Genomic DNA, 24,718 nt, shown 5'->3' with positions numbered 1-24,718 from the left:
AACGACGCCGACACCCCGAAGGAGGGTGACCGTCCGACGTCAGACCTGGTTGCGGCGCAGCACCCGGCGGGCGAGCTCGGCCTGGCTCGCGGTCAGCCGGTGCTCGGGCACCCGGACGGTGCGCTCGCCGAGGGTGAAGGAGTAGAGGAACATGTCGGGCTTGGTGACCGGGTCGGCGTCGGCGAGACCCTCGGTGGCGATCCCGGCGTCGGCGACGAGGTCGCGGAGCCCGGGCTCGTCGGCGTCGTCGAGGTCGACCTCGGCGGTCTCGGTGCGCCCGGCGAACCCACCGGAGCGCTCGACCCGCAACGTGCCGCCCGCGCCGCGCTGGGGCGCCGGGGTGGCGGGGATCCCGACCGCGCCGGCTGGCTCGACCCCCACCTGTGCCCAGGCGTCACGCACGAGGTCGGCGTGCGGCCCGGCCGCCGCGACCGTCGCTGCCGCGAAGGTGGCGAAGTCGGAGTCCTCGGGCACGTCGCCGCCGACGAGGGCGTCGTACCAGATCCGGCCGGCGCCCCCGATCGCCGTGCCGCCGATGGCGACGGCGGCGAGCTGGAAGGCTCGGTTGGGGATCCCGGAGTTGAGGTGGACGCCCCCGTTGTCGTCCGTGGTGACCACGAAGTCGTCCAGGTGGCCGACCTGGGGGTCCTTGCCGAGGTCGGGGTCGTCGTAGGCCGTGCCGGGAGCGGCCATGTCGCGCAGGGCGCGGGCCTGCACGGAAGGCGTGAAGATGCCCTCGCCGATCAGCCAGTCGCCGTCGGCGGCCTGCTGGCCGAGCACGCGCTGCTTCAGGCAGGCGGCGAAGGCGTCGGCGACCGACTCGTTGAGGGCACCGGACTGGTCTCGGTAGCGGAGGCGGCAGGTGTGCTCGACGACGCCGTGGCCGAACTCGTGGGCGAGCACGTCGATGGGCTTGGTGAACCGCTCGAAGACCTCGCCGTCGCCGTCGCCGAAGACCAGCTGGGTGCCGTCCCAGAAGGCGTTGTTGTAGGCGGAGCCGTAGTGGACGGTCAGGCTGACGGGCGCGCCGGCCCCGTCGTAGGAGCGGCGGTCGAGCTCGTCGAGCCACATGGCGAGGGTCGCCTCGATTCCGTTGGCGGCCTCGTCGACGGCGGTGTCACCGGTGGCCGGCTCGCCCGCCGAGCGCGCGGGCTCGCCCGGCAGGTCGGTCCGCGACCCCGCGTCGTGCACCGTCCAGGCGGCACCCTCGGCCAGGATGGGCGGCGCGGCCGCCGGGCCACCGGCGAGGTCGCGCCCGGCGCGCAGCGCCTCGTCGAGCAGCACCTGGCCGGGACCGCCGACGCGCTCCGCGAGCCAGGGAGGGATGAACGTGCAGCGGGTCGCCCGAGTGTTCGCCATGGGACAGGTCTACCGCGCTCCTCCGACAGCCGGTAGCCCACGAGGACCAGGGCGCCGTCGCGAATCTCGATCTCGCCCCGGGCCGCACTAGACTTGTGGGGCTGCGGCCGTGACGGTCGCGCCCGGCCCACTGGCCGCTCGTTCAGCTCGTCTCCGCCCGGAAGGCCCCTGCATGCCCACCCAGTCCCGTTCCGACCTGCGCAACGTCGCGATCGTCGCCCACGTCGACCACGGCAAGACCACGCTGGTCGACGCGATGCTCCGCCAGGCCGGCGCCTTCACCGCCCACCAGGCCGAGAGCGTCGCCGAGCGGGTCATGGACTCCGGCGACCTCGAGCGCGAGAAGGGCATCACCATCCTCGCGAAGAACACCGCGGTCCACTACACCGGCCCGTCGGCGCCCGACGGCATGACGATCAACATCATCGACACCCCCGGCCACGCCGACTTCGGCGGCGAGGTCGAGCGCGGCCTGTCCATGGTCGACGGCATCGTGCTGCTGGTCGACGCCTCCGAGGGCCCGCTCCCCCAGACCCGCTTCGTGCTGCGCAAGGCGCTCAACGCCGACATGCCGGTGATCCTCGTCGTGAACAAGACCGACCGCGGCGACGCGCGCATCACCGAGGTCGTCGACGAGTCCTACGAGCTGTTCATGGACCTCCTCGACGAGTCGCACAGCCAGGACGCCCTCGACTTCCCCGTCGTCTACGCCTCCGGCAAGGCCGGCATCGCCTCCCTCGAGCAGCCCGAGAACGGCTCGATGCCGGAGGGCTCCGACCTCGAGCCGTTGTTCAAGACGATCCTCGAGACCATCCCCGCCCCGCAGTACGACGACGAGGCGCCGCTGCAGGCCCACGTCACCAACCTCGACTCGTCGCCGTTCCTCGGCCGCCTCGCGCTCCTGCGCATCCACCAGGGCACGCTGAAGAAGGGCCAGACGGTCGCCTGGATGCGGCGCAACGGCGACGTCAAGAACGTCCGCATCACCGAGCTCCTCGTCACCGAGGGCCTCGAGCGCAAGCCCGGCGAGTCCGCCGGCCCCGGCGACATCGTCGCCATCGCGGGCATCCCCGACATCACCATCGGCGAGACGCTGGCCGACGCCGAGAACCCGGTCGCCCTGCCCCTGATCCACGTCGACGAGCCCGCCATCTCGATGACGATCGGCACCAACACCTCGCCGCTGGTCGGCAAGGTGAAGGGCTCCAAGGTCACCGCCCGCCTGGTGAAGGACCGCCTCGACTCCGAGCTCATCGGCAACGTGTCGCTGCGCATCCTGCCCACCGAGCGCCCCGACGCGTGGGAGGTCCAGGGCCGCGGCGAGCTGGCGCTGGCGATCCTCGTCGAGCAGATGCGCCGCGAGGGCTTCGAGCTCACCGTCGGCAAGCCGCAGGTGGTCACCCGCGAGATCGACGGCAAGCTGCACGAGCCCTTCGAGCGGCTGACCATCGACGCCCCCGAGGAGTACCTCGGCACGATCACCGAGCTCCTCGCCGTCCGCAAGGGCCGCATGGAGGGCATGACCAACCACGGCACCGGCTGGGTCCGGATGGAGTTCGTCGTCCCGGCCCGTGGCCTGATCGGCTTCCGCACCGACTTCCTCACCGAGACCCGCGGCACGGGCATCGCCCACCACATCTCCGAGGGCTACTTCCCGTGGGCCGGCGAGATCCGCTCGCGCAACAACGGCTCGCTGGTGGCTGACCGCGCCGGCGCGGCGACGGCGTACGCGATGACGTCGCTGCAGGAGCGCGGCGTGCTCTTCGTCGAGCCGACCACCGAGGTCTACGAGGGCATGATCGTCGGGGAGAACTCCCGCGCCGACGACATGGACGTCAACATCACCAAGGAGAAGCAGCAGACCAACATCCGGTCCGCCACCTCCGACAACTTCGAGAAGCTGATCCCGCCGAAGCGGCTCTCGCTCGAGCAGTGCCTGGAGTTCTGCCGCGAGGACGAGTGCGTCGAGGTCACCCCGGAGATGGTGCGCATCCGCAAGGTCGTGCTCGACGCCAACGCGCGGGCCAAGACCGCTTCGCGGGCCCGGAAGGCCAACAAGTAGTCGACGCCGTGGCCGGACCTGACGACCTCGGCGCGCGGCTGGCCGACTGGCTCGAGCATCTCGGGCTCGCCGACCAGCTGTCCGGCGCCGGCCTGCCGACGTACGACCGCGCCGACGGTGTGGTGCGCTGGCGCGAGCCGGGCACGGTCGAGCCGCTCAGCGACGAGCGGCTGGCCGACCTCGACCGGCAGCTGAGGGCGCAGGGCGACGACCCGGCCCACGGCGTCCCGGTCGCGCTGGTGCGGCTGCGCCGCGAGGCCGGCGTGCGGGCGGCGCTGCTCGCGGACGGCTGGCTCGACTACGCCGGGGTGGCGCAGCTGCGCGGCACGTCGGTGGACGCGACCCGCTTCGCGCTGCACAAGGCGTCCTCCCGACGGGCCGTGCTGCTCGTCCAGCAGGACGGTGCGACGCTCGTGCCGACGTTCCAGCTCGACGACGCCGGCCAGGTGCGCACCGAGCTGCTCGCCGTGCTCGAGACGCTGCTGTCCGCGGGCGTCGACCCGTGGCGGGCGTGGATCTGGCTGACCACCCCGGCCGGGCTGCTCGGCGGCGAGGTGCCGCACGAGCTCGCCCGCGACCCCGAGGAGCTGCCGGTCGTGCAGCGCGCCGCGGTCGCGCTGGCGGAGCGCGCTCGCTGAGCGACCCCCTCGACCGCGGTGGGTCAGACCGAGCAGTTGGTCTTGTAGGTCATGTTGCCGATCCACACCGCGTGGGTGCCGTACTGGTTGGTGTCCCGGCTGGACCAGAAGCGCAGCGTGATGCTCCTCGTCGTGCCCGTGAACGAGACGCGCATCTGCCGCGACCCGTCGTTGTTCGACGCGGGCGTGCTGCTGGTGAAGCTCGCCTGCCTCAGCGGGTCGGTGAGGGTGCCGGCACCGGTGACGACGGTGTTGCCGGCCATTACCGGCGCTGCTGTGAAGGCGGACGCCGAGCTGACGACGGCCAGCCGGTCCCAGTAGGACTGCTGCGTCGTGCTGACCGAGTCCAGGTCGCTGACGGTGAACTGGAGCAGCGAGACCGAGCGGCCGAAGGTGAGCGTGACGTCCTGGTAGCGCGTCGGGTTGGTCTGGCTGGTGGCCCTGGGCACGTTCTCGAGCTCGAGCCACCCGCTGAGCGGGAACGCCGGGTCGGAGGTGCTCAGGTTGTACGGGCCGACCGCCACGCCGTTGACCACCGACTTGACGCCGAGGGAGGTGCCGTCGCTGCCCACCTTGGACGCCAGGTTCATCGTGTACGACGGCTGCCCGGCGCAGGTGGAGGCGGCGTACGCCGGCGCGGTGGCGGCGACCGCCACCACCGGCACGCTCCAGGCAGCCCCACGCACCAGGGTGCGTCGGCTCGGGGCCAGCTCGGCCATGGGTCACCTGTACCTGTCGGAAGCGGTCGAAGTCGCTTTACCTTAGGTACGCCGCGCCCCGGGGCGCAGGGTTTTGCCGGGAACGGCGGTGTGACGTCCGTCAGCAGGTCTCGGAGGAGAAGGTCATCGTGCTGATGAACACGCCCTGGAGCCCGTTGCCGGACAGGTTGCCGCTCTGGTTGTTCCAGTAGGTCAACGTGTAGACCGAGGCAGCCGGCTTGTTGGTGTAGTCCACAGCCACGTTGCCCCCACCGCCCGTGACGGGATCCTGCGTGATGTTGGTGCCGGTCGGAGCCCACGGCGACCCCGAGGTGCCACTGCCGCCGACCTGACTGGCCAGGGTGAAGGCGGGGGCCCCGCTGACGTAGACGCGGTCCTGGTACTGGCCGAGCTGCGAGTCGATGTCCGTGAGCGTGAACTTCAGGTTCCACACGGGACGGTTGAAAGTGAGGGTGACGACCTGGTTCTGGTTGGCACGCGGTGTCGCGAGGGCGGTCTGGGTCGAGCGCTGCATGATCGTCAGACCTCGGACGCCGAGCCCACCTACGTTCCCGGGCGACGTGGCGAGGTTGGAGTAGCTGCCGGTCGACCCGGCCGCCATGGTGCCGTTGAACTTGCTCGTGACCGTGAGCGTGAGCGGGGCACTGCCCGTGGCGCCAGAACCCGAGGTGCTGATCCGGTTGGCCGTGGCCACCCGGCTCGTCGCGTTGTAGTCGCTCGCCCAGCGGATCTGGTAGTTCCCGTCCTGGCAGAGGGAGGTTGCGAACGCAGGAGCCGTCGCCGCGACGGAGACGACCGGCACGCTCCAGGCGGCGCCACGCACCACGGATCGGCGAGAAGGTCGTACGGTCTCGAGCACGTTCGTGTCGATCGGCATGCGGCGAAGCCCCCACTGGTCTCGACGGACCCCCAAGCCCGTCTCGTTGACCTCAACGGTAGGTCGGCGGTATTCACGATTCGGTAACAACTGGACTCAGCACGGTGCGACTTTCGACGCCGGACGTGATCTGGCCCACTCCGACCAGTCGGGTCCCGCTGCTCCTACGATGCGGGCATGTCCAGCGCGCCGACGGCCTCGTTGCTCGTGCTGCTCACCCTGGCGGTCGTGCTGGTCGTCAGCGCCGCCGCCAAGCTGCGCGAGCCGCTCGCGTTCGAGGACGCGTTCGTCGCGTTGCGAGTGCCGTCCTCCGTTCCGAGGCGCGCCACGAGCCGCGTGGTGCCGTGGGTCGAGGTGGTCCTGGGCGCTCTCCTGCTGGTCGCTCCCAGCCCGTTGCTCGTCGGAGTGGGCGTGGTCGTCGCGGGCCTCATGGCGGTCTACACAGCACTCGTGGCCCGCGCCCTCACCTTCGACGAGCCGGTCGACTGCGCCTGCTTCGGTTCCCTCGGCAGTCACCAGGTCGGTCGGCTGACACTGGTGCGCAACCTCCTCCTGCTCGGGCTCGCCACCACCGCGGTGGGGATCGGCCTGTCCGATGGATCGGCACCCGGCGCAGCCGCCGACTTCGAGAGCGCCGACTGGTGGGCGCTCGTGGCGGCTCTGGCTGCCGTGGTCGTCACCGTCACCATCGTCGGCGGGCAGAGCGCGAGGGCGGCCACGTCCAGCGTCGAGCCAGAGCTCGACTACGAGCGTCGCCCCATCCCGTACGGCGTGCTGGCGATGCCCGACGGGACGACGACGACGCTCGCCGAGCTCGCGGCCACCCAGGCGCGGTTGCTGGTCGTGCTCAACCCGCACTGCGGTCCCTGCGTGCGGACCGCCGAGAAGCTCGACGCCTGGGCGGACAGGCTGGGGCCCGCGGTCGGCGTCGTCGCCGTGCACCCCGAAGCGGGGCTCGTCATGCCGCACCGCGAGGTCCTGACAGCCGTCGAGCCGGCGCACAACGTCCGTCGGGTCTTCTCCGTCGGCACGCCCGGAGCGGTGCTGCTCGGCGCGGACGGACTGTTGGCCGGTGGCCCCGTCGCGGGGGCCGGCAGCGTCGAGCGGTTCGTCGACGAGATCCTCGACGAGCTCGAAGGCGCCACGCCTGCCCCGTCGTCCTGAGCATGCCCGAGCGCCGCAAGGAGCGGACTCACCTCGCCCCGGCGACGAGTCGCGCCGAAGGCAGTCTGAGGACCGCCTTCGCTGCCTAGGATCGTGCGGTGCCCTCCGTCGCGATGTCTGTCGTCATCCCCACCCGCGGCGGTGCAGGCAGGCTGCCGGTCCTCCTCGAGGCGCTGGCAGCGCAGACGGTGCCCGAGCCGTGGGAGGTCGTGGTCGTGCTCGACGGGGACCTCGACGGCACCCGCGAGCTGCTCGACGCCTACATCGACCGGCTCCCCCTGCGCACGGTGGAGCTCGCGGGAGGAAGCGGCGTCGCCGCTGCGCTCGCGGCCGGGTACAGCGCCGCACGCGGTGAGATCGTGATGCGTTGCGACGACGACCTCACGCCTGGCACGGGTCTGGTCGCTGGACACCTCGCCCACCACCGGGCGCGGCCGGCAGGGGCGCGGCCGCTGGGCGTCGTGTCACTCACGCGCGACGTCTTCGCGGACACCGCGTACGCCGCGGCGTACGGCCGTCCCGCCAACGAGCGGTTGCTCGCACAGGCGTACGCGCGACCCCCCGAGGAACGCTGGATGCACTGGGCCGCCTGCAACTCCGTTCCCAGGTCCGTCTACGAGCTCGTCGGCGGTTTCGATCCCGGCATGAGCTACCGGGAGGACTCCGAGCTCGGACTCAGGCTGGCGCATGCGGGAGTGGAGATCGTGATCGACCCCCGCCTCGAGGTCGAGCACCGCGGACCGGCCCCCGACGTGTCGTCACGAGCCGCTCGCGCTTTCACGTCCGGGGCGTCCACCGTGGCGTTCGAGCAGCGGCACCCCGATGTCGCTCGACGCGGGGAGACGCGCCGGAGCCCGTGGGACGTGGCCGTCGACCTGGCCGCCCGAGGCCTGGGCTCCCGCGACGATGCGCGCGCCCTGGGACGACGCATCGACGCACTCCTGCCACGACTGCCCGCACGTGCGCAGGCCAAGGCCGTGGCATGGGCGGTCGAGGCAGCCGCCGTGGCCGGGCGACGTGCGGGTGACGCGACGTGGGACCGTGACGTCCAGCAACCGCCGCTGACGACGGTCAGTGTCGTGATCCCCCACTACGGCGACCCCGGACCCACGCAGGCCCTGGTGGGCCAGCTCCAGGAACAGACACATCCGGTGGAGATCATCATCGCGGACGACGCCTCACCCACGCCCTTCCCGGAGACGCCCGGTGCCCACGTCGTGCGTCGGTCCGGCAACGGGGGGTTCGGGGCCAACGTCAACTCCGGCGCCGCAGTCGCTTCCGGTCAGGCCCTGCTCGTCCTGAACAGCGACCTCGAGGTCGGCCGGGAGTTCGTGGTCGACATGGTGGCCGCTGCCGCACTCCACCCGCGCTCCGTGCTCGCACCGAGGGTGGTCGACCAGTCCGGCGCTGAGGCCTGGGTCGGTCGGAAGTTCCCGCGCATCCGTCACGACGTCGCGGCATGGCTGACTCCACTGGCTCGCTTCCGCCACACGACGGCGTGGCACCGTGCCGTCGGGCACGACGTCCGTGCCCATGGCGGTGAGGCAGAGGTCGACTGGGTCGTCGGCGCTGCCCTGTGGATCCCGACCGAGGAGTTCCGTGCCGTCGGCGGGTTCGACGAGAGGTTCTTCATGAACTCCGAGGAGGTCGACCTCCAGCGGCGGCTGCGCCAGCGCGGCGTCACCGCAATCGCCCTCGAGCACCCGGTCGTGGTGCACGCGGGCGGCGGCTCCTCCCCAACCGAGGCTCGCCGTCGGTGGCTCGTGGCGGGGCGGCTCTCCTACGCTGACAAGTGGGGTTCGCGCCGACAGCTCCAGCTGGCGCTGGTGGGCGCCACCTGCGCGAACCTCGTGGTCAACACGGCACGACGGCTCGCCGGACGTGACGCGCGCCCCCTCGACATCGCTCGGAACGAGCTGTCCCTCATCCGAGGACGACAGTGAGATGAGAACTGGCGCCAGTCGACACGTCCTGCTGTTGAAGACCTCGTCCGCAACCGATCGTCCCGGAGAAGCCCCTTGAGCAACGACTCGCGCAGACCGGCGGTGACACTGATCGTCGTCTCCTACAACCACGAGCGGTTCCTCCCCGACCTGCTGGCATCGATCGATGCGCAGGTGCGGGCGCCTGACCGGGTGCTGCTGTACGACGACCGTTCGTCGGACGACTCCGCCGCGCTGCTCACGCGTTGGGCGAGCGAGACCTCCCTCCCTGTGGAGGTGAGGATCAACCCCGACAACATCGGTCTGACTCCTACGCTCAACCGAGCACTGTCTGCCGTGGACACACCCTTCTACGCCTACATCAGCGGCGACGACCTGATGGAACCGACGCGCATCGACGCGCAGCTCTCAGCCCTGGCGGCGAGCGAGCACGCGTTCTCGTACAGCGACGCGGTGGTCGTCAACGAGGACGGAACCGTTGTCGGGCACAGCTTCTTCGAGATGTTCCTCGGCGTCGGCGTCGAGCCGTCGGACACCTTCGAGGCTCTCCTCCGGGAGGGAAACTGGATTCCTGCGTGCTCCGTGATGCTCCGGACGTCCTCGGTTCGAGAGGTCGGAGGATACGACGAGGATCTCTTCTTCGAGGACTACGACCTGTGGCTCCGCCTGGCCCGGGTCGGAACGTTCACCCATGTCACGTCCCCCCAGGTTCGCTTCCGCCGCGTGGGGTCGTCCCTGGGATCCACGAAGTTCAACGACGCCGACGACGACTGGCAGTGGGCAAAGATCCGGATTCGCGCCAAGCACCTCGGTCACGACAAGGACGCCGACGCAGTGATCGTCGACAAGATCCGGCCCTGGCTCGTCACCCTGGCCGCCCGCGGTCATCCCCGGACCGAGATTGCTCCGCTCCTGCGCTCATCGTTCGCACGTTCCCCAGGTGCCGTCACCCTCGCGTGGGCCGCTCTCGCCTCTGTTCCGGCACCGGGACTGCTGCGTCGCGCTGCCATGTGGTGGCGTGGGCGTTGACTGAGTCCATCCGACGAACGCCGAGGTCTGACTCCGATTCTCGGCTAGCGTGAACTCATGGATCATGCACGACGAGGTGAGTGTGTTGTGCGACAGGACGGGGCGGCCTCCAGTTGAACCGATTCTGGCGACAAGTGGCACGACTGCGTCGCTTCGTCGAGGCCAACACGACCGCCCCCCGTCCCACGCTCCAGCAGCAGTATCCCGAGCATCGGATCGGACGCGGGTGCTACGGCCCGCTGCAGATCAAGTCCTTCGGGGCCGAAGGCGAAAGAGTCACGATCGGGAACTTCTGCTCCTTCGCCGAGGAGACGGCCATCCTCGTCGGGGCAGACCACCGGCACGACTGGGTCACGACGTATCCGTTCACTGTCTTCAACCCCCGGGCCGCGCACATTCCAGGGCATCCGGCTCCCAGCCGAGGCGTCACCATCGGCAATGACGTCTGGATGGGCTTTCGCTCCATGGTCCTCGACGGCGTCACGGTGGGCGATGGCGCGGTCATCGCGGCCGGTGCCGTCGTGACACGCGACGTGCGACCATTCGCGATCGTCGCGGGATGCCCTGCTCGCGAAGTGGCTCGGCGATTCACCGACGAGTCTGTCGAGCGTCTGCTCGAGATCGCGTGGTGGAACTGGAGCGACGACCGGATCGAGAAGAGCCTGGAGATGCTGCTGTCCGACGACATCGTGGCATTCACCACCGGCTCCTCGCCGATCGCGGGCGACCCGCCTGACGTCACGACAGGATGAGCACGACGCTGGGGCAGAAGGCTGTCCGCGGAGTGCTCACCACCGGCTCGGGTCAGGTCGCACGACTGCTCCTGCAGATCGTGTCGGTCGTGGTGCTGGCGCGTCTGATCAGTCCCGATGACTACGGGCTGGTCGCCATGGTCACTGCCGTTGTCGGAATCGGCGAGATCCTGCGGGAGATGGGTCTCAGCTCAGCCACCATCCAGGCCAAGGAGCTCTCGCGCGCGCAGCGCGACAATCTCTTCTGGATCAGCGGTGGGGCGGGATTGGCCGTGAGCCTTCTCGTCTCACTTGCCGCGCCGGTGCTAGTCGTCCTCTACCAGCGCTCCGAAGTACTGGGCATCTGCTTGGCCCTCGCCCCGACCTTCCTGCTTTCCGGGCTCACGGCGCAGTACCGGGCCGGACTCACCCGCGAGATGCGCTTCAAGGCCCTGGCCCTCAGCGACGTGGCATGCTCCGCTGCTGCACTCACGATCGGCGTGTTGGCGGCTGCTGCCGGGCTCGGCTACTGGGCCCTCGTCCTCCAGCAGGTCAGCAGTGGGGTGTTCACGCTCGTGACGCTCGTAGTCGTGTCCGGATGGCTCCCTGGCAGGTACGACCGCAGCGCTCCCATGGCCAAGCTCGTCAGGTTCGGGGCGTCGGTCCTTGGATCCCAGGTTCTCACCTACGTCAGCGTGAATGCGGATTCGGTGCTCATCGGATCCGCCTACGGAGCACGAGACCTGGGCTACTACAACAGGGGTCTGCAGCTGGTCCGTACTCCTCTCAACCAGCTTCGCGCACCGATCGGGACGGTCGCGCTGCCCGTGCTGTCGCGGCTGCAGGACGACCCACGGCGGTTCATGGAGTTCGTGTCCAGCGCCCAGCTCGCGGTGGCGTACCCGCTGCTGGCCGGCATCGGATGGTTCATTGCCTGCGGAGAGGCTGCGGTGCGAGTTGCGCTGGGACCCACATGGGTGGATGCCACGCCCGTCATCCAGCTGATCGCAGCGGGTGAGGGCCTCTCCACGCTCATGTTCCTGGCCTCGTGGATGTACCTGAGCCTGGGCATGGGAGCGGCACTGATCCGGTTCAGCGCCTTCACCCTGGTTCTGCGTCTCGTGCTGCTGCTGGTCGCCCTCCCCTTCGGCCTGGTCGCGGTGGCCGCAGTCGGCGTCGTCGGCCCCGTCATCGTCCTGCCGCTCGCACTGTGGCAGGTCGGACGCTCGACGGGGCTTCCGACCCATGTGCTGCTGCGCCAAGCGGCGGCGGTCCTGTCCGTCGCCTCGGCGGTCTCGATGATCACGGCCCTCACAGTGCGCGCGATGGAGTCTCTCCCCGATCCGATCGTCATCCTGACCGCCGCGTGCGTGCAGGCCGTCGGCCTCACGCTGGCCCAGGTCGTGCCTTCTGTTCGACGTCAGACGAAGCAGGTGCGGCGAGCGCTGACGCTGTTGCGATCACCCGCCACCGACGCGCCTCGGAAGTGATCGGGCAGGGCTCGCGCAACCGAGGAGCACCGTTCGCCCTCGTCGACCGCAGCTTCGCATTCCCGGTGGCCGGTCGCCTCCGCGGCGCTAGAGTCCCGAAACATGACATGGGCCTCGATCATCGCCTCGTCCCGTGGCGGAGCGGCCCGCCGACCCATCCTCCCCAAGTCGTCGGAGATGGAGGCCGAGCAGGGCGTGGAGATGGCTGCGGTGCTGGACGACAGCGGCTACTCGACGCGCGCTCGTCGCCGGCGCTCAGGACGCTGACGTGCGTGTCCTGCTAGTCAGTCCCGGGTTCCACGGCTACCACCTCGCGATCTCGGCTGCCCTCGCCGCACGCGACCATGACGTCGCGACGCACGTTTACGACCACCACGGGAGCCTCTCGGCCAAGGGTTGGCACCACCTGCGACACCAGCTCCCGCACAAGATCGGGGCGGGATCGCTCCGCGGACTGGCGCGCCAGGAGACCGCGCGCGCCGTCGCCGCGGTCGAGGACGTGGGGCCCGAGGCGGTCGTGGTCGTCAAGGGCGACTCCCTCGGTCCTTCCTTCTGGGAGTCGATCAGCGGCATCCCGCGCGTGACCTGGCTCTACGACGAGCTGCGCCGGACCCGGTGGGACGTCGAGCGTCTCGCCGCGATCGGCCCGGTGGCGACGTACTCCCCTGACGACTGTGCCACCTTCATCGAGTCCGGTCTGGCCGCGACCTACCTGCCTCTCGCGTACGACCACCGCCTCGTCGGCTCCCCGGCCGCCGACCGGGCGACGCAGATCAGCTTCGTCGGTGCGCGCTATCCCGCCCGGGAAGCCGTGCTTACCACCCTCCACGACCACGACCTGCCGGTCCGCGCCTACGGCCGGGACTGGTCGGGGCACCCGTACGACCGGCTTCGCACGTGGCGTCTCACCACCCCCGGTTTGCCTGCCGAGCGTGACGTCACGCGAGCAGAGGCATACGACGTCATGGCGTCCTCGGCAGGCACGCTGAACCTCCACGGGGACCAGGACGGCTTCACCATGCGGACGTTCGAGGCGTCAGGGGTCGGTGGCGTCCAGCTCATCGACCGGGCCGACGTGAGCGGTCTCTACGAGCCGGGAACCGAGGTGCTGACGTGGACCCACCCCGAGGAGCTGGTGGATCTCTGCCGACGAGCCCTGTCCGACCCAGCCTGGACCGATGCCATCCGGGAGGCCGCGCGAGCGCGAACCCTGGCCGAGCACACCTTCGACCATCGGGCGGCTGCCCTGGAGGACTCGTGGGACACGGCCTGAGACACCCCGCCGACCTCGTCGCGTGGCGACGGTGGCACGAGTCACGGCACGCCGTCCGTCACGCCGTGCGCACCACCCGCGCGCATCTCCGTCCGACGCCGCCGGCGCGCGCCGACCTCCTGCTCCCGACCGGCGACGCCGACCTCCTCGTGGCCGTGGAGGCGACCCACGCCAGCTTCGCTGCGGCAGTCGTCGCTCCACTGGTCCACCTGCCAGCGGCGCGCACCGCGCTGCTCGTGCCCAGGGGTTGGCAGCCGCCCTCGGCGTACATCGACCACCATCGCAGCACCGTCCACCTCGGGGCACGGGTCGACATCGAGCCGTCCGTCGTCCTCGCTGCGGGCCACTACACCGAGATCGGCGAGGCGGCCCACGCCCTGGCCGAGGAACGCGGCGTGCCGTTCTTCGTCTCCCAGCACGGCGCACTCACCCCGTACGCCCCACCGCTTCCCCGCGCCGCTCACCTGCTGGCGTGGAGCGAGGCGGATGCGGAGTTCTGGACGACCGGGAGGCAGGACGTCGACGTGTCGGTGACCGGCAGCCAGCTGCTGTGGGGAGTCTCGCGCCTGGCACGTACCGGCGCCGGTTCGGGCGGACCCCTCACCTACCTCGGGCAGGGGCACGCTGCGGAGATCCCACGAGCGCGGCTCGCCCATGCGGCGCTGACCACGTGCCGGGAGCACGACGCCGTCTATCGACCTCACCCCAGCGAGCGCGACGTCACCTCGCGTGCAGTGCTGGCGGCGTACGAACGGGCGGGAATCACGGTCGACCGGAGCGATCGGCCACTGGTCGACCTCGACACCCCCATAGTGAGCGTCTTCTCGACCGGTGTCCTGGAGGCGGCCGCACAGGGTCGTGACGCCTGGGTCGACTTCCCGCGACCTCCCGCGTGGCTGGGCGAGTTCTGGGAGCGTTACGCCATGCACCGTCTCGGCTCCGATCCCACGCCCGCGCCGGCACGGCCTGCCGTGGAGCCGGCGCAGCGAGTCGCAGACATCGTGCGGGCGGCGGCCTCATGACGTTGTGCGTGATCCCCGCGCGCGGTGGCTCCAAGGGGGTGCCGCGCAAGAACCTGCTCGACGTCGGCGGCAAGCCACTCATCGTCTGGACGATCGAGCACGCGCTGGCGGTCCCGGAGCTCGACGTCCTGGTCTCGACCGACGACGAGGAGATCGCCGAGGTCGCCCGCGCGGCCGGCGCCCGGGTGCCGTGGCTGCGGCCCGCCGAGCTGGCACAGGACACCACACCCACCGAGCCCGTCGTCCGCCACGCGATCGACCAGGTGACGGTGGAGCGGGGCCGACCCGACGCCGTCATGCTGCTCCAGGCCACGTCGCCGGTGCGCCACGACGACACCCTGGCCCGTGCGCTCGCCGAGTTCACTGCCACCGCAGTCGACTCGATGGTCGGCGTCGTCGAGCAGCCACCGTTCATCTGGCAGGCCGGAAACCCGCCCACCGCGGCGTACGACGTCAGCGCGCGACCGCGGAGGCAGGACCTCACCGACGACACTCGCCGATACCGCGAGACCGGGTCCCTCTACGTCACCCGCACCGAGGTCTACGAGCAGCACGACAACCGCCTCGGCGGCCGGATCGGCCTCTTCGTGATGCACGAGGACGAGGGCATCGACATCGACACCGAGCTCGACGTCGCCCTTGCGGCGCGCCTGCTGGCCTCGCGCAGGATGGAAGACTGACGCCATGCCGACCGTCTCGCGCGCGTTCTCCCGGGACGCCCGATGGCCCTGATCACCATCGACGGCCGGTTCCTCGGCACCGGCACCGGGCTGGCCAACTACACCCGCCACCTCGTGACGGCGCTCGTGGACGAGGGATCCCACGACTACGTCGTGCTCACCCGCAGCGGGACCGACGACGTCGACTTCCCGGTCCGGACCGCGGTCGCCGACATCGCGCACTACTCCCTCGCCGAGCAGGTGCGGCTCCCCGGGATCGTGAGGGAGACCGGGTGCGACCTGGCCTTCTACCCCCACTTCAACGCACCGGTCGTGTCGCGGACGCCCTACGTCGTCACCGTCCACGACCTGATCCTCCATCGCCACCCGGGCGACGCCTCGTGGGCCAAGCAGCGTGTCTACCGTGCCCTGCTCCGCCGCAACCTCCACGCCGCGCGCGCGGTGATCGCGGTCAGCGAGTGGACCCGGCAGGACATCGTCAGGCACTACGGCGACGCCATCGGCGCGAAGACGGCGGTGTCGGGCGAGGGAGCGGGGGACGCCTTCACCCCGCGCAGCGACACCGAGGTCCAGGCGGCTCGGGCCCGGCACGGCCTGCAGGGCGACTACTTCCTCTACGCCGGCAACGCCAAGCCCCACAAGAACCTCGACATGCTGGTCGCTGCTCACCTCGCCAGCGGCGTCGACGCCGACCTGGTGCTCGTCACGGGCGACCCCGACGCCGCTCGGCTGCAGGGCGAGAAGGTCGTCGTGGCCCGCGGCGTCGACGACGACGAGCTCGCGGCGCTCTACTCCGGGGCGCGCGCCTTCACGACGCCGTCGCTCGACGAGGGCTACTGCCTGCCCGTGGCGGAGGCGCTCGCGTGCGGTTGTCCGGTGATCGCCTCAGAGTGCGGATCGATCCCGGAGACGGCGCAGGGCCACGCACGGCTGGTGGCCCCGACCCTCGACGACTGGACCGACGCCCTGCGGGAGCCTGTCCGCCCCCAGGAACCGGTCCTCGTGGGGGACTGGGCGGAGGCTGCCCGCCGCACCGTGGCCGTGTTCGATCGCGCGCTGCGACGGGCCGGGGCGCCTGACTCGCGCTGGTCGGCCAGCTGACATTGGCCAACGCGCCCTCGCGGACGCCGATCGCTGGCTACTGTTTTGCCGTACGTACACCCACGGAAGGCGTCCGCCTTGATCATCGAGCGTGACCTCACGCCGTACGTCGTCTACTCGGGCGACCCGGTCCTGCGAGCCCTGGAGAAGATCACCGCCAACAAGGCGCGGGTGATCTTCCTCGTCGACGCGCACGGCCACCTCGACGGCGTGCTGTCCGACGGCGACTTCCGCCGGTGGGTCAGCAGCACGTCGAGCCTCAGCACCGACGTGGCGGCCATCGAGGCCGCCAACACCTCGCCCCGCAGCCTGCCGATCGGCAGCAGCCCCGCGGAGATCTCGCACGCCTTCGGCTCGGGCATCGACCACGTCGCGCTCGTCGACGAGCGCGGCCACCTCGTGGCGATCGCGATCAACCGGGCAGACGAGCTGCGCATCGGCCGCCACGTCGTCGCCGCCGACGCCCCGACACTGCTCATCTCCGAGATCGGCATCAACCACCAGGGCGACGTCTCGCTCGCCAAGCAGCTCGTGGACCTGTCGGTCGAGTCCGGCGCCGACATCGTGAAGTTCCAGCTGCGGGACATGGAGTCCCTCTACCGCCAGGGCTCGTCGGGGTCGGGTGGTGAGGACCTCGGCCCGCAGTACACCCTCGACCTGCTCGCCAAGTACAACCTCGAGGCCGACCAGCTCTTCGAGGTCTTCGACCACTGCCGCGACATCGGCATCGACGTGATGTGCACCGCCTGGGACCCGGTCTCGGTCGACCGGCTCGTCGACTACGGCGTGCCGTCGCTCAAGGTCGCCTCGGCCGACATGACCAACCACGCGCTGCTGCGCCACATGGCTGCCAGCGGCACCCCGATGGTCATCTCCACCGGCATGTCGACGGAGGGCGAGATCCGCGAGACGGTCGAGCTGGTCCGCAGCACCGGCGTCGCGCACGCGTTCCTCCACTGCCAGTCGACCTACCCGGCGCCCTTCAAGGACGTGAACCTCGCCTACCTGACCCGGCTCGCCGAGCTCACGCAGGCTCCGGTCGGCTACTCCGGGCACGAGCGCGGCTTCCACGTCGCCGTCGCGGCCGTGGCCCTCGGTGCACGGATCATCGAGAAGCACTTCACCGTCGACCGCGACCTCGAGGGCAACGACCACAAGGTCAGCCTGCTGCCCGGCGAGTTCAAGGAGATGGTGCAGCGCGTCCGCGAGGTCGAGGAGGCCCTCGGCACCGCAGCCCCCCGCGCGGTCTCCACCGGCGAGATGATGAACCGCGTCAACCTCGCCAAGTCGCTCGTCGCCGCCCGCCGCATCGAGGCCGGCGAGGTGCTCACCGACGCCGACATCGACATCAAGAGCCCCGGCCGCGGCCTCCAGCCCAACGCGTACGACAAGCTCGTCGGCCGCACCACCACCCGGGCCCTGGACGCCGGCGACTTCTTCTACGCCACCGACCTGGGCGACGCGGCGCCGAAGGGTCGCGCCTACGACTTCCGCCGTCCGTGGGGCCTGGCCGTGCGCTACCACGACATCGACGCGATGACGAAGGACACGACCCCGGACTTCCTCGAGTTCCACTTCTCCTACAAGGACCTCGACCTGCCGGTCGCCGACGTGTTCTCCGCCTACGACGGCGGGCTGCCGATGGGCTTCACCACCCACTCCCCCGACCTGTTCGCCGGCGACTTCCTGCTCAACCTCGCGTCCGAGGACGACGCCCACTGGGAGCGGTCGATCCGCGAGCTGCAGCGAGTCGTCGACACCACGCGCGAGATGCAGCAGCACTTCACCCGGCACGCCGACGCCAAGAGCGCGGCCGAGGGACCGGTCATCGTGGCCAGCCTCGGCGGCTTCACCACCGACGCGTTCGTCGCCCCGGCCGAGCGGGAGCAGATGTACGCCCGCGTCGCCGAGGGGCTCGCCCGGGTGGACGACTCCGGCGTGCGGCTCTGCGCGCAGACCCTGCCGCCGTACCCCTGGTACATGGGCGGCCAGCTCTACTGCAACCTCTTCGTCGACCCGCGCGACACCGCGGACTTCGCCGCCCGATACGACCGCCGACTGTGCTTCGACGTGTCCCACTCCAAGCTCTCGGCCAACTACCTCGGCATGTCCTTCTCGGAGGCCACCGACCTCCTTGCGCCGCACACCGAGCACCTGCACCTCGTCGACGCAACGGGCGTCGACGGCGAGGGCGTGCAGGTCGGTGACGGCGAGATCGACTGGGCCGTGCTGGCCCAGCAGCTCGACGCGATGGCCCCCGGGGTGAGCTTCATCCCGGAGATCTGGCAGGGGCACGTCAACGACGGGGAGGGCTTCTGGATCGCCCTCGAGCGGCTGGAGCAATGGTTCTGACCCCACCCACCGCCCTGTGGGTGGTGCCGGTCAGCGACCTGGCCGGGGTGGCTCGCCACGTCCTCGACGTGGCGCGCGCGGGCGTGCCGGGCTGGCGGCTGGTCTTCCTCACCCCGCCCGGAGACCTCCCAGAGGCGCTGCGCGACGCCGGCGCCGCGGTGCTCACCGAGCCGTTCGGACCCGCCCACGGGACCCGGGCGTCGGTGAGCTCGCTGCGCCACGCCGTACGCACCCTCCGGCCGGCCGTGGTCCACAGCCACCTCTCCCACGCCGACATCGTCGCCGCGATGGCGGTCGGGCGTGGCACCCGGCTGGTGACCACCGAGCACGGCATCGCCCGCGACGACCTCGTCTACCACCGCTCCGCAGCCAAGGCCCGGGTCATGGCCGCCGTGCACGCGGCCCGGCTGCGGCGCTTCGACGCCGTGATCGCCGTCAGCCGGGCCACCGCTGACGCCATGGCCGACAAGTGGCGTCCGCGGCAGCGAGTGGTGGTGATCCCGAACGGCGTGGATCCTGTGGTTTCGAGGCTCGCTCCGCTCGCACCTCAACCACCAAGCGGGGAGTCGCTCGCACCTCAACCACCAAGGGCGGGTGGGCTACGGGTCCTCTCACTGGCCCGGCTCGCCCCGGAGAAGCGGCTGCCGGCTCTGCTCGACGGCTTCGCCGCGCTGCACCGCGAGCACCCCGACGCACGCCTCACGATCGCCGGCACCGGCGAGGACAAGGCGACCGTGCGTGCGTACGTCGACCGGCTGGGGCTCAGCGCCGTCGTCCGGATGCCCGGCTTCGTCGACCCCGACGCGGCCATGGCCGAGCACGACGTCCTCTCCATGCTGTCGGTGTGGGAGAACTGCTCCTACGCGCTGCTCGACGCCGCCGCCCGCGGGCTCGGGGTGGTGGCGAGCGACGTCGGCGGCAATCCCGAGATGCTCCCGGACCGGTGCCTGGTGGACGCCGACGACCCGACCGCCGTCGCAGCGGCGCTGGCAGCCCAGGGGCTGGACCCGTCAGCCCGTCCCGGTCTCGAGGGGTGGCCGAGCGTCACCGAGATGTGCGCGCGGATCGCCGAGGTCTACGAGAGCACCGGGGTCGGGCGATGAGCCGGATCGACTCGCCGTGGAACCTTCCCGACCGGACCGTCGAGCGGGCCGACACCGCCGACCGCGAGATCCGGATCACCGACTTCGCGCTCATGGCGGTGCTGCCGTTCCGCTCGCTCGAGGTCGCGGGATTCCCGCTCAACGAGTTCGCGATGGCCGCGCTCGTCGGGCTGTGCCTGCTGCGACCTGCGCGCGGTGGCGCGAAGCTGCCGGAGGTGGTCATCCTGCTCCTGGCCGCACTGATGGCGCTGCTCGTCTACTCCGGTGAGGCCAATCACGTCGAGTGGACCCGGCGGGTGGGTCACGTCGCGATCATGTGCGGGATCGTCTGGGCGGGAGCCACGGGCCGGCTCTCGCTCCGGTCGGTCGGTGCGGGGCTGGCCGCGGGACTCACTGCGGTCGTCGCGCTGGCGCTGGCCGGCCTCGGCGGTGCCGGGTATGCCGGCCGGCTGACCGGCTACCTCGCAGACCCCAACGCAGGCGCGTACTTCCTCGCCGTGCTGGGCGTGCTCGCGATCTTCTTCGCCGATGACCGCTGGAAGGTCCGCCTCGCGATCGCCGTGCCGATCCTCGGCGGACTGGTGCTGACGTTCTCGCGCACGGGACTGCTCGCAGCGACCTTCGCCGTGGCGTGGATCCTGCTCGGCAGGCGCCTCGGGGCTGTCGGCGGCGCCGCCCTCGCCGTCGCGCTGGTGTGGGTCGTCGACAACATCCCGGAAGACCTCGTGCTCTACGGCCCGTTCTCGAACCGGTCGGGCAGTGACGCGCTCCGCGACCGGATCGTCGCGCAGGAGCGGGTGCAGCTCGCCGACGCGCCCTGGTTCGGCAACGGCCCCGGGACTGCGCGGGTGCGGATCGGCGACCTGGAGTTCTTCTTCCACAACAGCTACCTCGCGACGCGCCAGGAGGGTGGTTGGCTCGCCCTCCTCCTCGTCCTCGCGCTCCTCGTCTACGCGTTCCTCCGGCTCACCCGACGTGCCCGGCGGGGCGACCTCGCCGCCGCAGGCGCCCAGGCCGCGCTGATCGGCACCGCCGTGATGGCGGTCACCCTCGGCGAGGTCCTGCTGGACACGCCCATGGCGGTCGCGGTGGCGATGGCGCTCGGGGTGGCGACGCGGCAGCCGAGCCCCGACACCTACTCACCGGATGAGGAGCTCGCCCCATGAGCCGGCCGACGGTGGCCATCGCCCACGACTACCTGACGCAGCGGGGAGGTGCCGAGCGTGTCGTGCTGACGCTGATGAAGGCCTTCCCGGAGGCGAAGGTCTACACCACGCTCTACGATCCGGACGGGACCTACCCGGAGTTCGCGGACGCGGACATCGTCACCTCGCCCCTCAACCGGTTCCTCCTCCTGCGGCGCGACCACCGCCGCGCCCTGCCGCTGCTGGCGCCGGCCGCGTCCCGGATCAAGGTCGACGCCGACGTGACGATCGTGTCGAGCAGCGGCTGGGCGCACGGCTTCGACATCGCCGGGCGGTCGGTCGTCTACTGCTACTCCCCGGCACGATGGCTGTACGACAGCGAGCGCTACCTCGGCGGCCCCACGCACAAGTCGCTCCTCGGCCTCGGCCTGATGGCCATGCAGACGCCGCTGATCCGCTGGGACAAGCGCGCAGCACGCGCGGCCGACCGCTACCTCGCGATCTCGCGCGTGGTCCGCGAGCGGATCCGGTCGACGTACGGCATCGAGCCCGAGATCGTGCCCGCTCCGCACAGCATGGACGCGAGCGCCGCGCAGGAGCCGATCCCGGACCTGGAGGACTGGCAGGGCGGCTACGCGCTGGTCGTCTCGCGGCTGCTGCCCTACAAGAACGTCGACGCCGCCATCGAGTCGGCGCGGCAGTCGGGCCACCGCCTCGTCATCATCGGCCGCGGGCCGGAGGAGCAGCGGCTGCGGGCGCTGATCCCCGCCAACGTCCGGATGTACAGCGGGCTGACCGATGCCCAGATGCGGTGGGCCTACGCGCACGCCCGGGTGCTCGTCGCGCCGAGCCACGAGGACTTCGGGCTCACTCCGCTCGAGGCGGCCGCCTTCGGAGTGCCGACGATCGCGCTGCGCGGCGGCGGCTACCTCGACACCATCGTCGAGCACGAGACCGGCCTGTTCTTCGACCATCCCGAGCCCGAGGCGATCACCGCCGTTCTCGACCGTGCCGACCTGCACCCGTGGAATCCTGACGTCCTGCGGGCCCGCGCGGAGGAGTTCAGCGAGGCCCGCTTCATCGAGCGGATCCGCGCGATCGTCGACGCGGAGGGAAGGGTGGACTGAGGTGCGACCCCAGGGCATCCGGCTGCTCCCGTGGCTGGTCGGCGCGGTCGACTTCGTCATGATCGGCCTCGCCGCGGTGCTGGCGATCCGCTTCCGGCTGACCCTGTCGGTGTTCGACACCGCGAGCGACGTCCTGCAGAACACCGCGGTCGCCAGCGTCTTCTTCGTCGCGACCTGGGTGGTCATGCTGGCGATCTACGGCGCCTACGAGCGCCACGTCTTCGGCGCCGGCACCGAGGAGTTCAAGCTCGTCGTCAACGGCTCCTTCTTCACCGGCGCCCTCATCGCCACGATGGCGTTCCTGCTGCAGTACCCGCTCTCCCGTGGGTTCTTCGTCCTCTTCTTCTCGATCGGCGTGCTGCTGCTGGTCGTGGGCCGGTTGCTGAGCCGCCGGGTGATCCAGCGGCTCCGCGCCGCCGGGCACTTCAACGAGAACGTGCTGCTCGTCGGCAGCCCGATCTACATCGCCGAGATCAACAAGGTGCTGGCCCGCGAGTCCTGGCTCGGCTACCGGGTGATGGGCTGTCTCGTGCCGCCCGTGCACGCCGGGCCGCAGGCCATGTCCTCCGGAGTGCCCGTCCTGGGCCTCATCGACGACATCCGCACCATCGTCGACGAGGTCTCGCCCGACATCGTCTTCTTCACCGCCGGCGCGGTGAAGTCGTCCACGCAACTGCGCCGCCTGGCCTGGGACCTCGAGGACAACCAGGACGTCCAGATCATCGTCGCCCCCAACGTCACCGACGTCTCCAGCGAGCGCGTCAGGATCCGACCGGTCGCCGGCCTCCCGCTCATGCACCTCGGGCGCTCCCGCTCGCAGCTGGCGACCAACGACGCCAAGCGCGCCTTCGACTTCGTCGGCGCGCTGCTGGTCCTGCTGCTCGTCTCGCCGGTGCTGCTCGGGCTGATGCTGTGGATCCGGCTGTACGACGGCGGGCCCGCGCTCTTCCGCCAGGTCCGGGTCGGGCGTGACGGCCAGGAGTTCACCTGCCTCAAGCTGCGCTCGATGCACGTCGACGCGGAGGCACGACTGGCCGAGCTGGAGGCTCGGGAGGACCACGTCCTCTTCAAGAGCACCGACGACCCGCGGGTGACCCGGCCGGGGCGACTGATCCGCCGGTTCTCACTCGACGAGCTGCCCCAGCTGTGGAACGTCGTCCGCGGCGAGATGAGCCTCGTCGGCCCGCGCCCCCCGCTGCCCAGCGAGGTCGAGCAGTACGAGGACGACATGCTGCGCCGGCTCAACGTGCTGCCGGGCATGACCGGCCTGTGGCAGGTCTCGGGGCGATCCGACCTGTCGTGGGAGGACACCGTCCGGCTCGACCTCTACTACGTCGACAACTGGTCGATGGTGCAGGACCTGCTGATCCTCGCCCGCACGGTCAGCGCCGTGCTGGCCAGCCGCGGCGCCTACTGAGCCCCGGCCGTCACTCCTTGCCCGACGACGTCTTCACCAGCTTGCGGCGCCGGCCCTTGCCCGCGCTGGAGTACGCCTCGCGCGTGGCCTCCTCGGCCCGGTAGCCGGCGTACCCGCCGTAGCCGGAGTAGCCGCCGCCGTAGGCGATCGCGCTGGCGCCCTTGACCGGCGCCTTGTTGAGCACGACCCCCAGCAGCCTGCTGCCGACCTGGTCGAGGATGCGGCGGCACTGCTCGCTCTGCTCGATCTGCGTCTTGCCCGCGGCCTGCACCAGGAGCGCACCGTCGCAGAAGGCCGACAGCAGGCCTGCGTCGGTGACCGGCAGCAGCGGCGGCGCGTCGAGGATCACGAGGTAGTCCTGGGCGAGCTCGTCGATGAACTGCTTCATCCGCAGCGAGCCGAGCAGCTCGCTGGGGTTGGGTGGGATCCGCCCCGCCGGGAGCACACTGAGGTTGGTCATGCCGGAGTCGACGATGACGTCACGCATCTCCACGTCGCCCGCGAGCGCCTGGGTGAGCCCGACCGTGCCGTCGATCTCGAACGTGGTGGCGATCTGGGGACGGCGCAGGTCGGCGTCGACCAGGAGGACCGGGGTGCCCGCCTGCGCGACCAGCCGGGCGATGTTCGAGGAGACGGTGGACTTGCCCTCGCCCGCGAGCGCGGAGGTCACCACGATCTTGCGCGGCTCGTTGTCCACGTCGACGAAGCGCAGGTTGGTGCGCAGCTGCCGGAAGGACTCGGCGGCACGACCCAGGTCGCCGCGGACCCCTCGGTGGGTCCGGCCGAGCGCGTCCTCCTTGGGGATGATGCCGAGCACGGAGGCGCCGGTGGCGTCCTCGACGTGCTTGACCGAGCGGACCCGGCGGTCGATGAGGCGGCGCGCGATGAGGACGGCGTACGCCAGCGCGAGGCCACCGGCCGCACCCTTCATCGCCGCCTTGCGGTAGTCGGGCGTGAACGGTGCCGTGGGAAGCTCTGCGGGCTCGACCGGCACGATGCGCGTGAGCGGCTCCTGTTTGGGGTTGCTCTGCCCGGTGTCGATCTCCTGGGCGTACTCGACGACCGAGTCGACCACCGAGTTGGCCAGGTCGCGGGCCTCCTCCGGCGTGCTGCCGATGGCGGTGATGGTGAGCGCGTTGACGTCGGCGTTGACGGTCGCGGAGAAGCGGCCCGCGATCTCGCTCGGCGGCACGTCGAGACCCAGCTCGTCCACGACCTTCTCGGCGACGGGCATCGAGGAGACGAGGAAGGCGTAGAGCCCGGCCTTCTCCTCGGCGAGGGCGGCGTTGCCCTGCTCCTCCCCCGCGCTCGTGGCGTTGCCGACCTTGACCAGGCCCGAGGACGTGGCGGAGTAGAGCACGGGGTCGCGCGTGGTCTTCGCCATCATCAGCAGCGCACCGAGGACCGTGCAGCCGACCAGCACCCACACGTAGGCGCGAGACAGCCTGACGAAGTCCCCGAAGGTCATGCTCGCGAGTCTAGGGCG

At 70.8% G+C, this 24,718-nt stretch carries 21 protein-coding genes; 17 read left to right on the top strand and 4 right to left on the bottom strand.

Features of this window, described 5'->3' with window-relative positions:
* Window positions 1–39 precede the first annotated feature (39 nt).
* The gene (locus Q9S36_RS24875) at window positions 40–1,359 is read right to left on the bottom strand and encodes a protealysin inhibitor emfourin (protein ID WP_311287513.1); all 1,320 of its coding nucleotides are present in this window, start codon (window positions 1,357–1,359) and stop codon (window positions 40–42) included.
* A gap of 172 nt (window positions 1,360–1,531) precedes the next feature.
* On the opposite strand from Q9S36_RS24875, the gene typA reads away from it, so the two are divergent.
* Together typA and Q9S36_RS24865 are read left to right on the top strand one after the other, a co-directional pair.
* Complete coding sequence (typA, locus tag Q9S36_RS24870; RefSeq protein WP_311287512.1) at window positions 1,532–3,421, top strand: translational GTPase TypA; 1,890 nt, start codon at window positions 1,532–1,534, stop codon at window positions 3,419–3,421.
* Window positions 3,422–3,429: 8 nt separating this feature from the next.
* Entirely contained in the window at window positions 3,430–4,059 is a 630-nt protein-coding gene (locus Q9S36_RS24865) for a hypothetical protein (protein ID WP_311287511.1), read from the top strand.
* Window positions 4,060–4,082: 23 nt separating this feature from the next.
* Here the strand turns inward: Q9S36_RS24865 and Q9S36_RS24860 are convergent, their stop codons facing one another.
* The gene (locus tag Q9S36_RS24860; RefSeq protein ID WP_311287510.1) at window positions 4,083–4,778 is read right to left on the bottom strand and encodes a hypothetical protein; all 696 of its coding nucleotides are present in this window, start codon (window positions 4,776–4,778) and stop codon (window positions 4,083–4,085) included.
* A 100-nt stretch (window positions 4,779–4,878) separates the two neighbouring features.
* Window positions 4,879–5,655 (bottom strand): hypothetical protein, encoded by a 777-nt coding sequence (locus tag Q9S36_RS24855; RefSeq protein WP_311287509.1) that lies wholly within the window; start codon window positions 5,653–5,655, stop codon window positions 4,879–4,881.
* Window positions 5,656–5,832: 177 nt separating this feature from the next.
* On the opposite strand from Q9S36_RS24855, the gene Q9S36_RS24850 reads away from it, so the two are divergent.
* The 15 genes from Q9S36_RS24850 (at window position 5,833) to Q9S36_RS24780 (ending at window position 23,232) form a co-directional block, all read left to right on the top strand.
* A complete protein-coding gene (locus Q9S36_RS24850) occupies window positions 5,833–6,819 on the top strand; it encodes a MauE/DoxX family redox-associated membrane protein (protein WP_311287508.1) in 987 nt (328 codons plus the stop codon).
* Window positions 6,820–6,917: 98 nt separating this feature from the next.
* The gene (locus tag Q9S36_RS24845) at window positions 6,918–8,762 is read left to right on the top strand and encodes a glycosyltransferase (RefSeq protein ID WP_311287507.1); all 1,845 of its coding nucleotides are present in this window, start codon (window positions 6,918–6,920) and stop codon (window positions 8,760–8,762) included.
* Between the two features lie 75 nt (window positions 8,763–8,837).
* Window positions 8,838–9,791, top strand: coding sequence for a glycosyltransferase (locus Q9S36_RS24840; protein WP_311287506.1), 954 nt, complete (start codon window positions 8,838–8,840; stop codon window positions 9,789–9,791).
* Between the two features lie 134 nt (window positions 9,792–9,925).
* Window positions 9,926–10,543 (top strand): CatB-related O-acetyltransferase, encoded by a 618-nt coding sequence (locus Q9S36_RS24835; protein WP_311287505.1) that lies wholly within the window; start codon window positions 9,926–9,928, stop codon window positions 10,541–10,543.
* Window positions 10,540–12,012: a lipopolysaccharide biosynthesis protein gene (locus Q9S36_RS24830; RefSeq protein ID WP_311287504.1), complete on the top strand. Its 1,473-nt coding sequence runs from the start codon at window positions 10,540–10,542 to the stop codon at window positions 12,010–12,012. Before Q9S36_RS24835 ends, Q9S36_RS24830 begins: the two co-directional genes overlap by 4 nt.
* A 102-nt stretch (window positions 12,013–12,114) precedes the next feature.
* Entirely contained in the window at window positions 12,115–12,279 is a 165-nt protein-coding gene (locus Q9S36_RS24825; RefSeq protein ID WP_311287503.1) for a hypothetical protein, read from the top strand.
* Window position 12,280: 1 nt separating this feature from the next.
* Window positions 12,281–13,285, top strand: coding sequence for a glycosyltransferase (locus Q9S36_RS24820; RefSeq protein WP_311287502.1), 1,005 nt, complete (start codon window positions 12,281–12,283; stop codon window positions 13,283–13,285).
* A gap of 65 nt (window positions 13,286–13,350) precedes the next feature.
* Complete coding sequence (locus Q9S36_RS24815; RefSeq protein WP_311287501.1) at window positions 13,351–14,307, top strand: RNA-binding protein; 957 nt, start codon at window positions 13,351–13,353, stop codon at window positions 14,305–14,307.
* Window positions 14,308–14,315: 8 nt separating this feature from the next.
* The gene (locus Q9S36_RS24810) at window positions 14,316–14,987 is read left to right on the top strand and encodes an acylneuraminate cytidylyltransferase family protein (protein ID WP_311287500.1); all 672 of its coding nucleotides are present in this window, start codon (window positions 14,316–14,318) and stop codon (window positions 14,985–14,987) included.
* Between the two features lie 42 nt (window positions 14,988–15,029).
* Window positions 15,030–16,088: a glycosyltransferase family 1 protein gene (locus Q9S36_RS24805; RefSeq protein ID WP_311287499.1), complete on the top strand. Its 1,059-nt coding sequence runs from the start codon at window positions 15,030–15,032 to the stop codon at window positions 16,086–16,088.
* A gap of 78 nt (window positions 16,089–16,166) precedes the next feature.
* Window positions 16,167–18,440, top strand: coding sequence for an N-acetylneuraminate synthase family protein (locus Q9S36_RS24800; protein WP_311287498.1), 2,274 nt, complete (start codon window positions 16,167–16,169; stop codon window positions 18,438–18,440).
* Window positions 18,431–19,543, top strand: coding sequence for a glycosyltransferase family 4 protein (locus Q9S36_RS24795; RefSeq protein WP_311287497.1), 1,113 nt, complete (start codon window positions 18,431–18,433; stop codon window positions 19,541–19,543). Before Q9S36_RS24800 ends, Q9S36_RS24795 begins: the two co-directional genes overlap by 10 nt.
* Complete coding sequence (locus Q9S36_RS24790) at window positions 19,540–20,709, top strand: hypothetical protein (RefSeq protein ID WP_311287496.1); 1,170 nt, start codon at window positions 19,540–19,542, stop codon at window positions 20,707–20,709. Before Q9S36_RS24795 ends, Q9S36_RS24790 begins: the two co-directional genes overlap by 4 nt.
* A complete protein-coding gene (locus Q9S36_RS24785; RefSeq protein WP_311287495.1) occupies window positions 20,706–21,815 on the top strand; it encodes a glycosyltransferase in 1,110 nt (369 codons plus the stop codon). Before Q9S36_RS24790 ends, Q9S36_RS24785 begins: the two co-directional genes overlap by 4 nt.
* Window position 21,816: 1 nt before the next feature.
* The gene (locus Q9S36_RS24780; RefSeq protein ID WP_311287494.1) at window positions 21,817–23,232 is read left to right on the top strand and encodes a sugar transferase; all 1,416 of its coding nucleotides are present in this window, start codon (window positions 21,817–21,819) and stop codon (window positions 23,230–23,232) included.
* Between the two features lie 10 nt (window positions 23,233–23,242).
* Here Q9S36_RS24780 and Q9S36_RS24775 read toward each other — a convergent pair whose 3' ends face one another.
* A complete protein-coding gene (locus Q9S36_RS24775; protein WP_311287493.1) occupies window positions 23,243–24,700 on the bottom strand; it encodes a polysaccharide biosynthesis tyrosine autokinase in 1,458 nt (485 codons plus the stop codon).
* Between the last annotated feature and the right edge of the window lie 18 nt (window positions 24,701–24,718).

It is taken from the genome of Microbacterium sp. ARD31 (assembly GCF_031844425.1).
The sequence above is the reverse complement of the archived record's forward strand: the minus strand, read 5'-3'. Positions and strand labels throughout refer to the sequence as shown.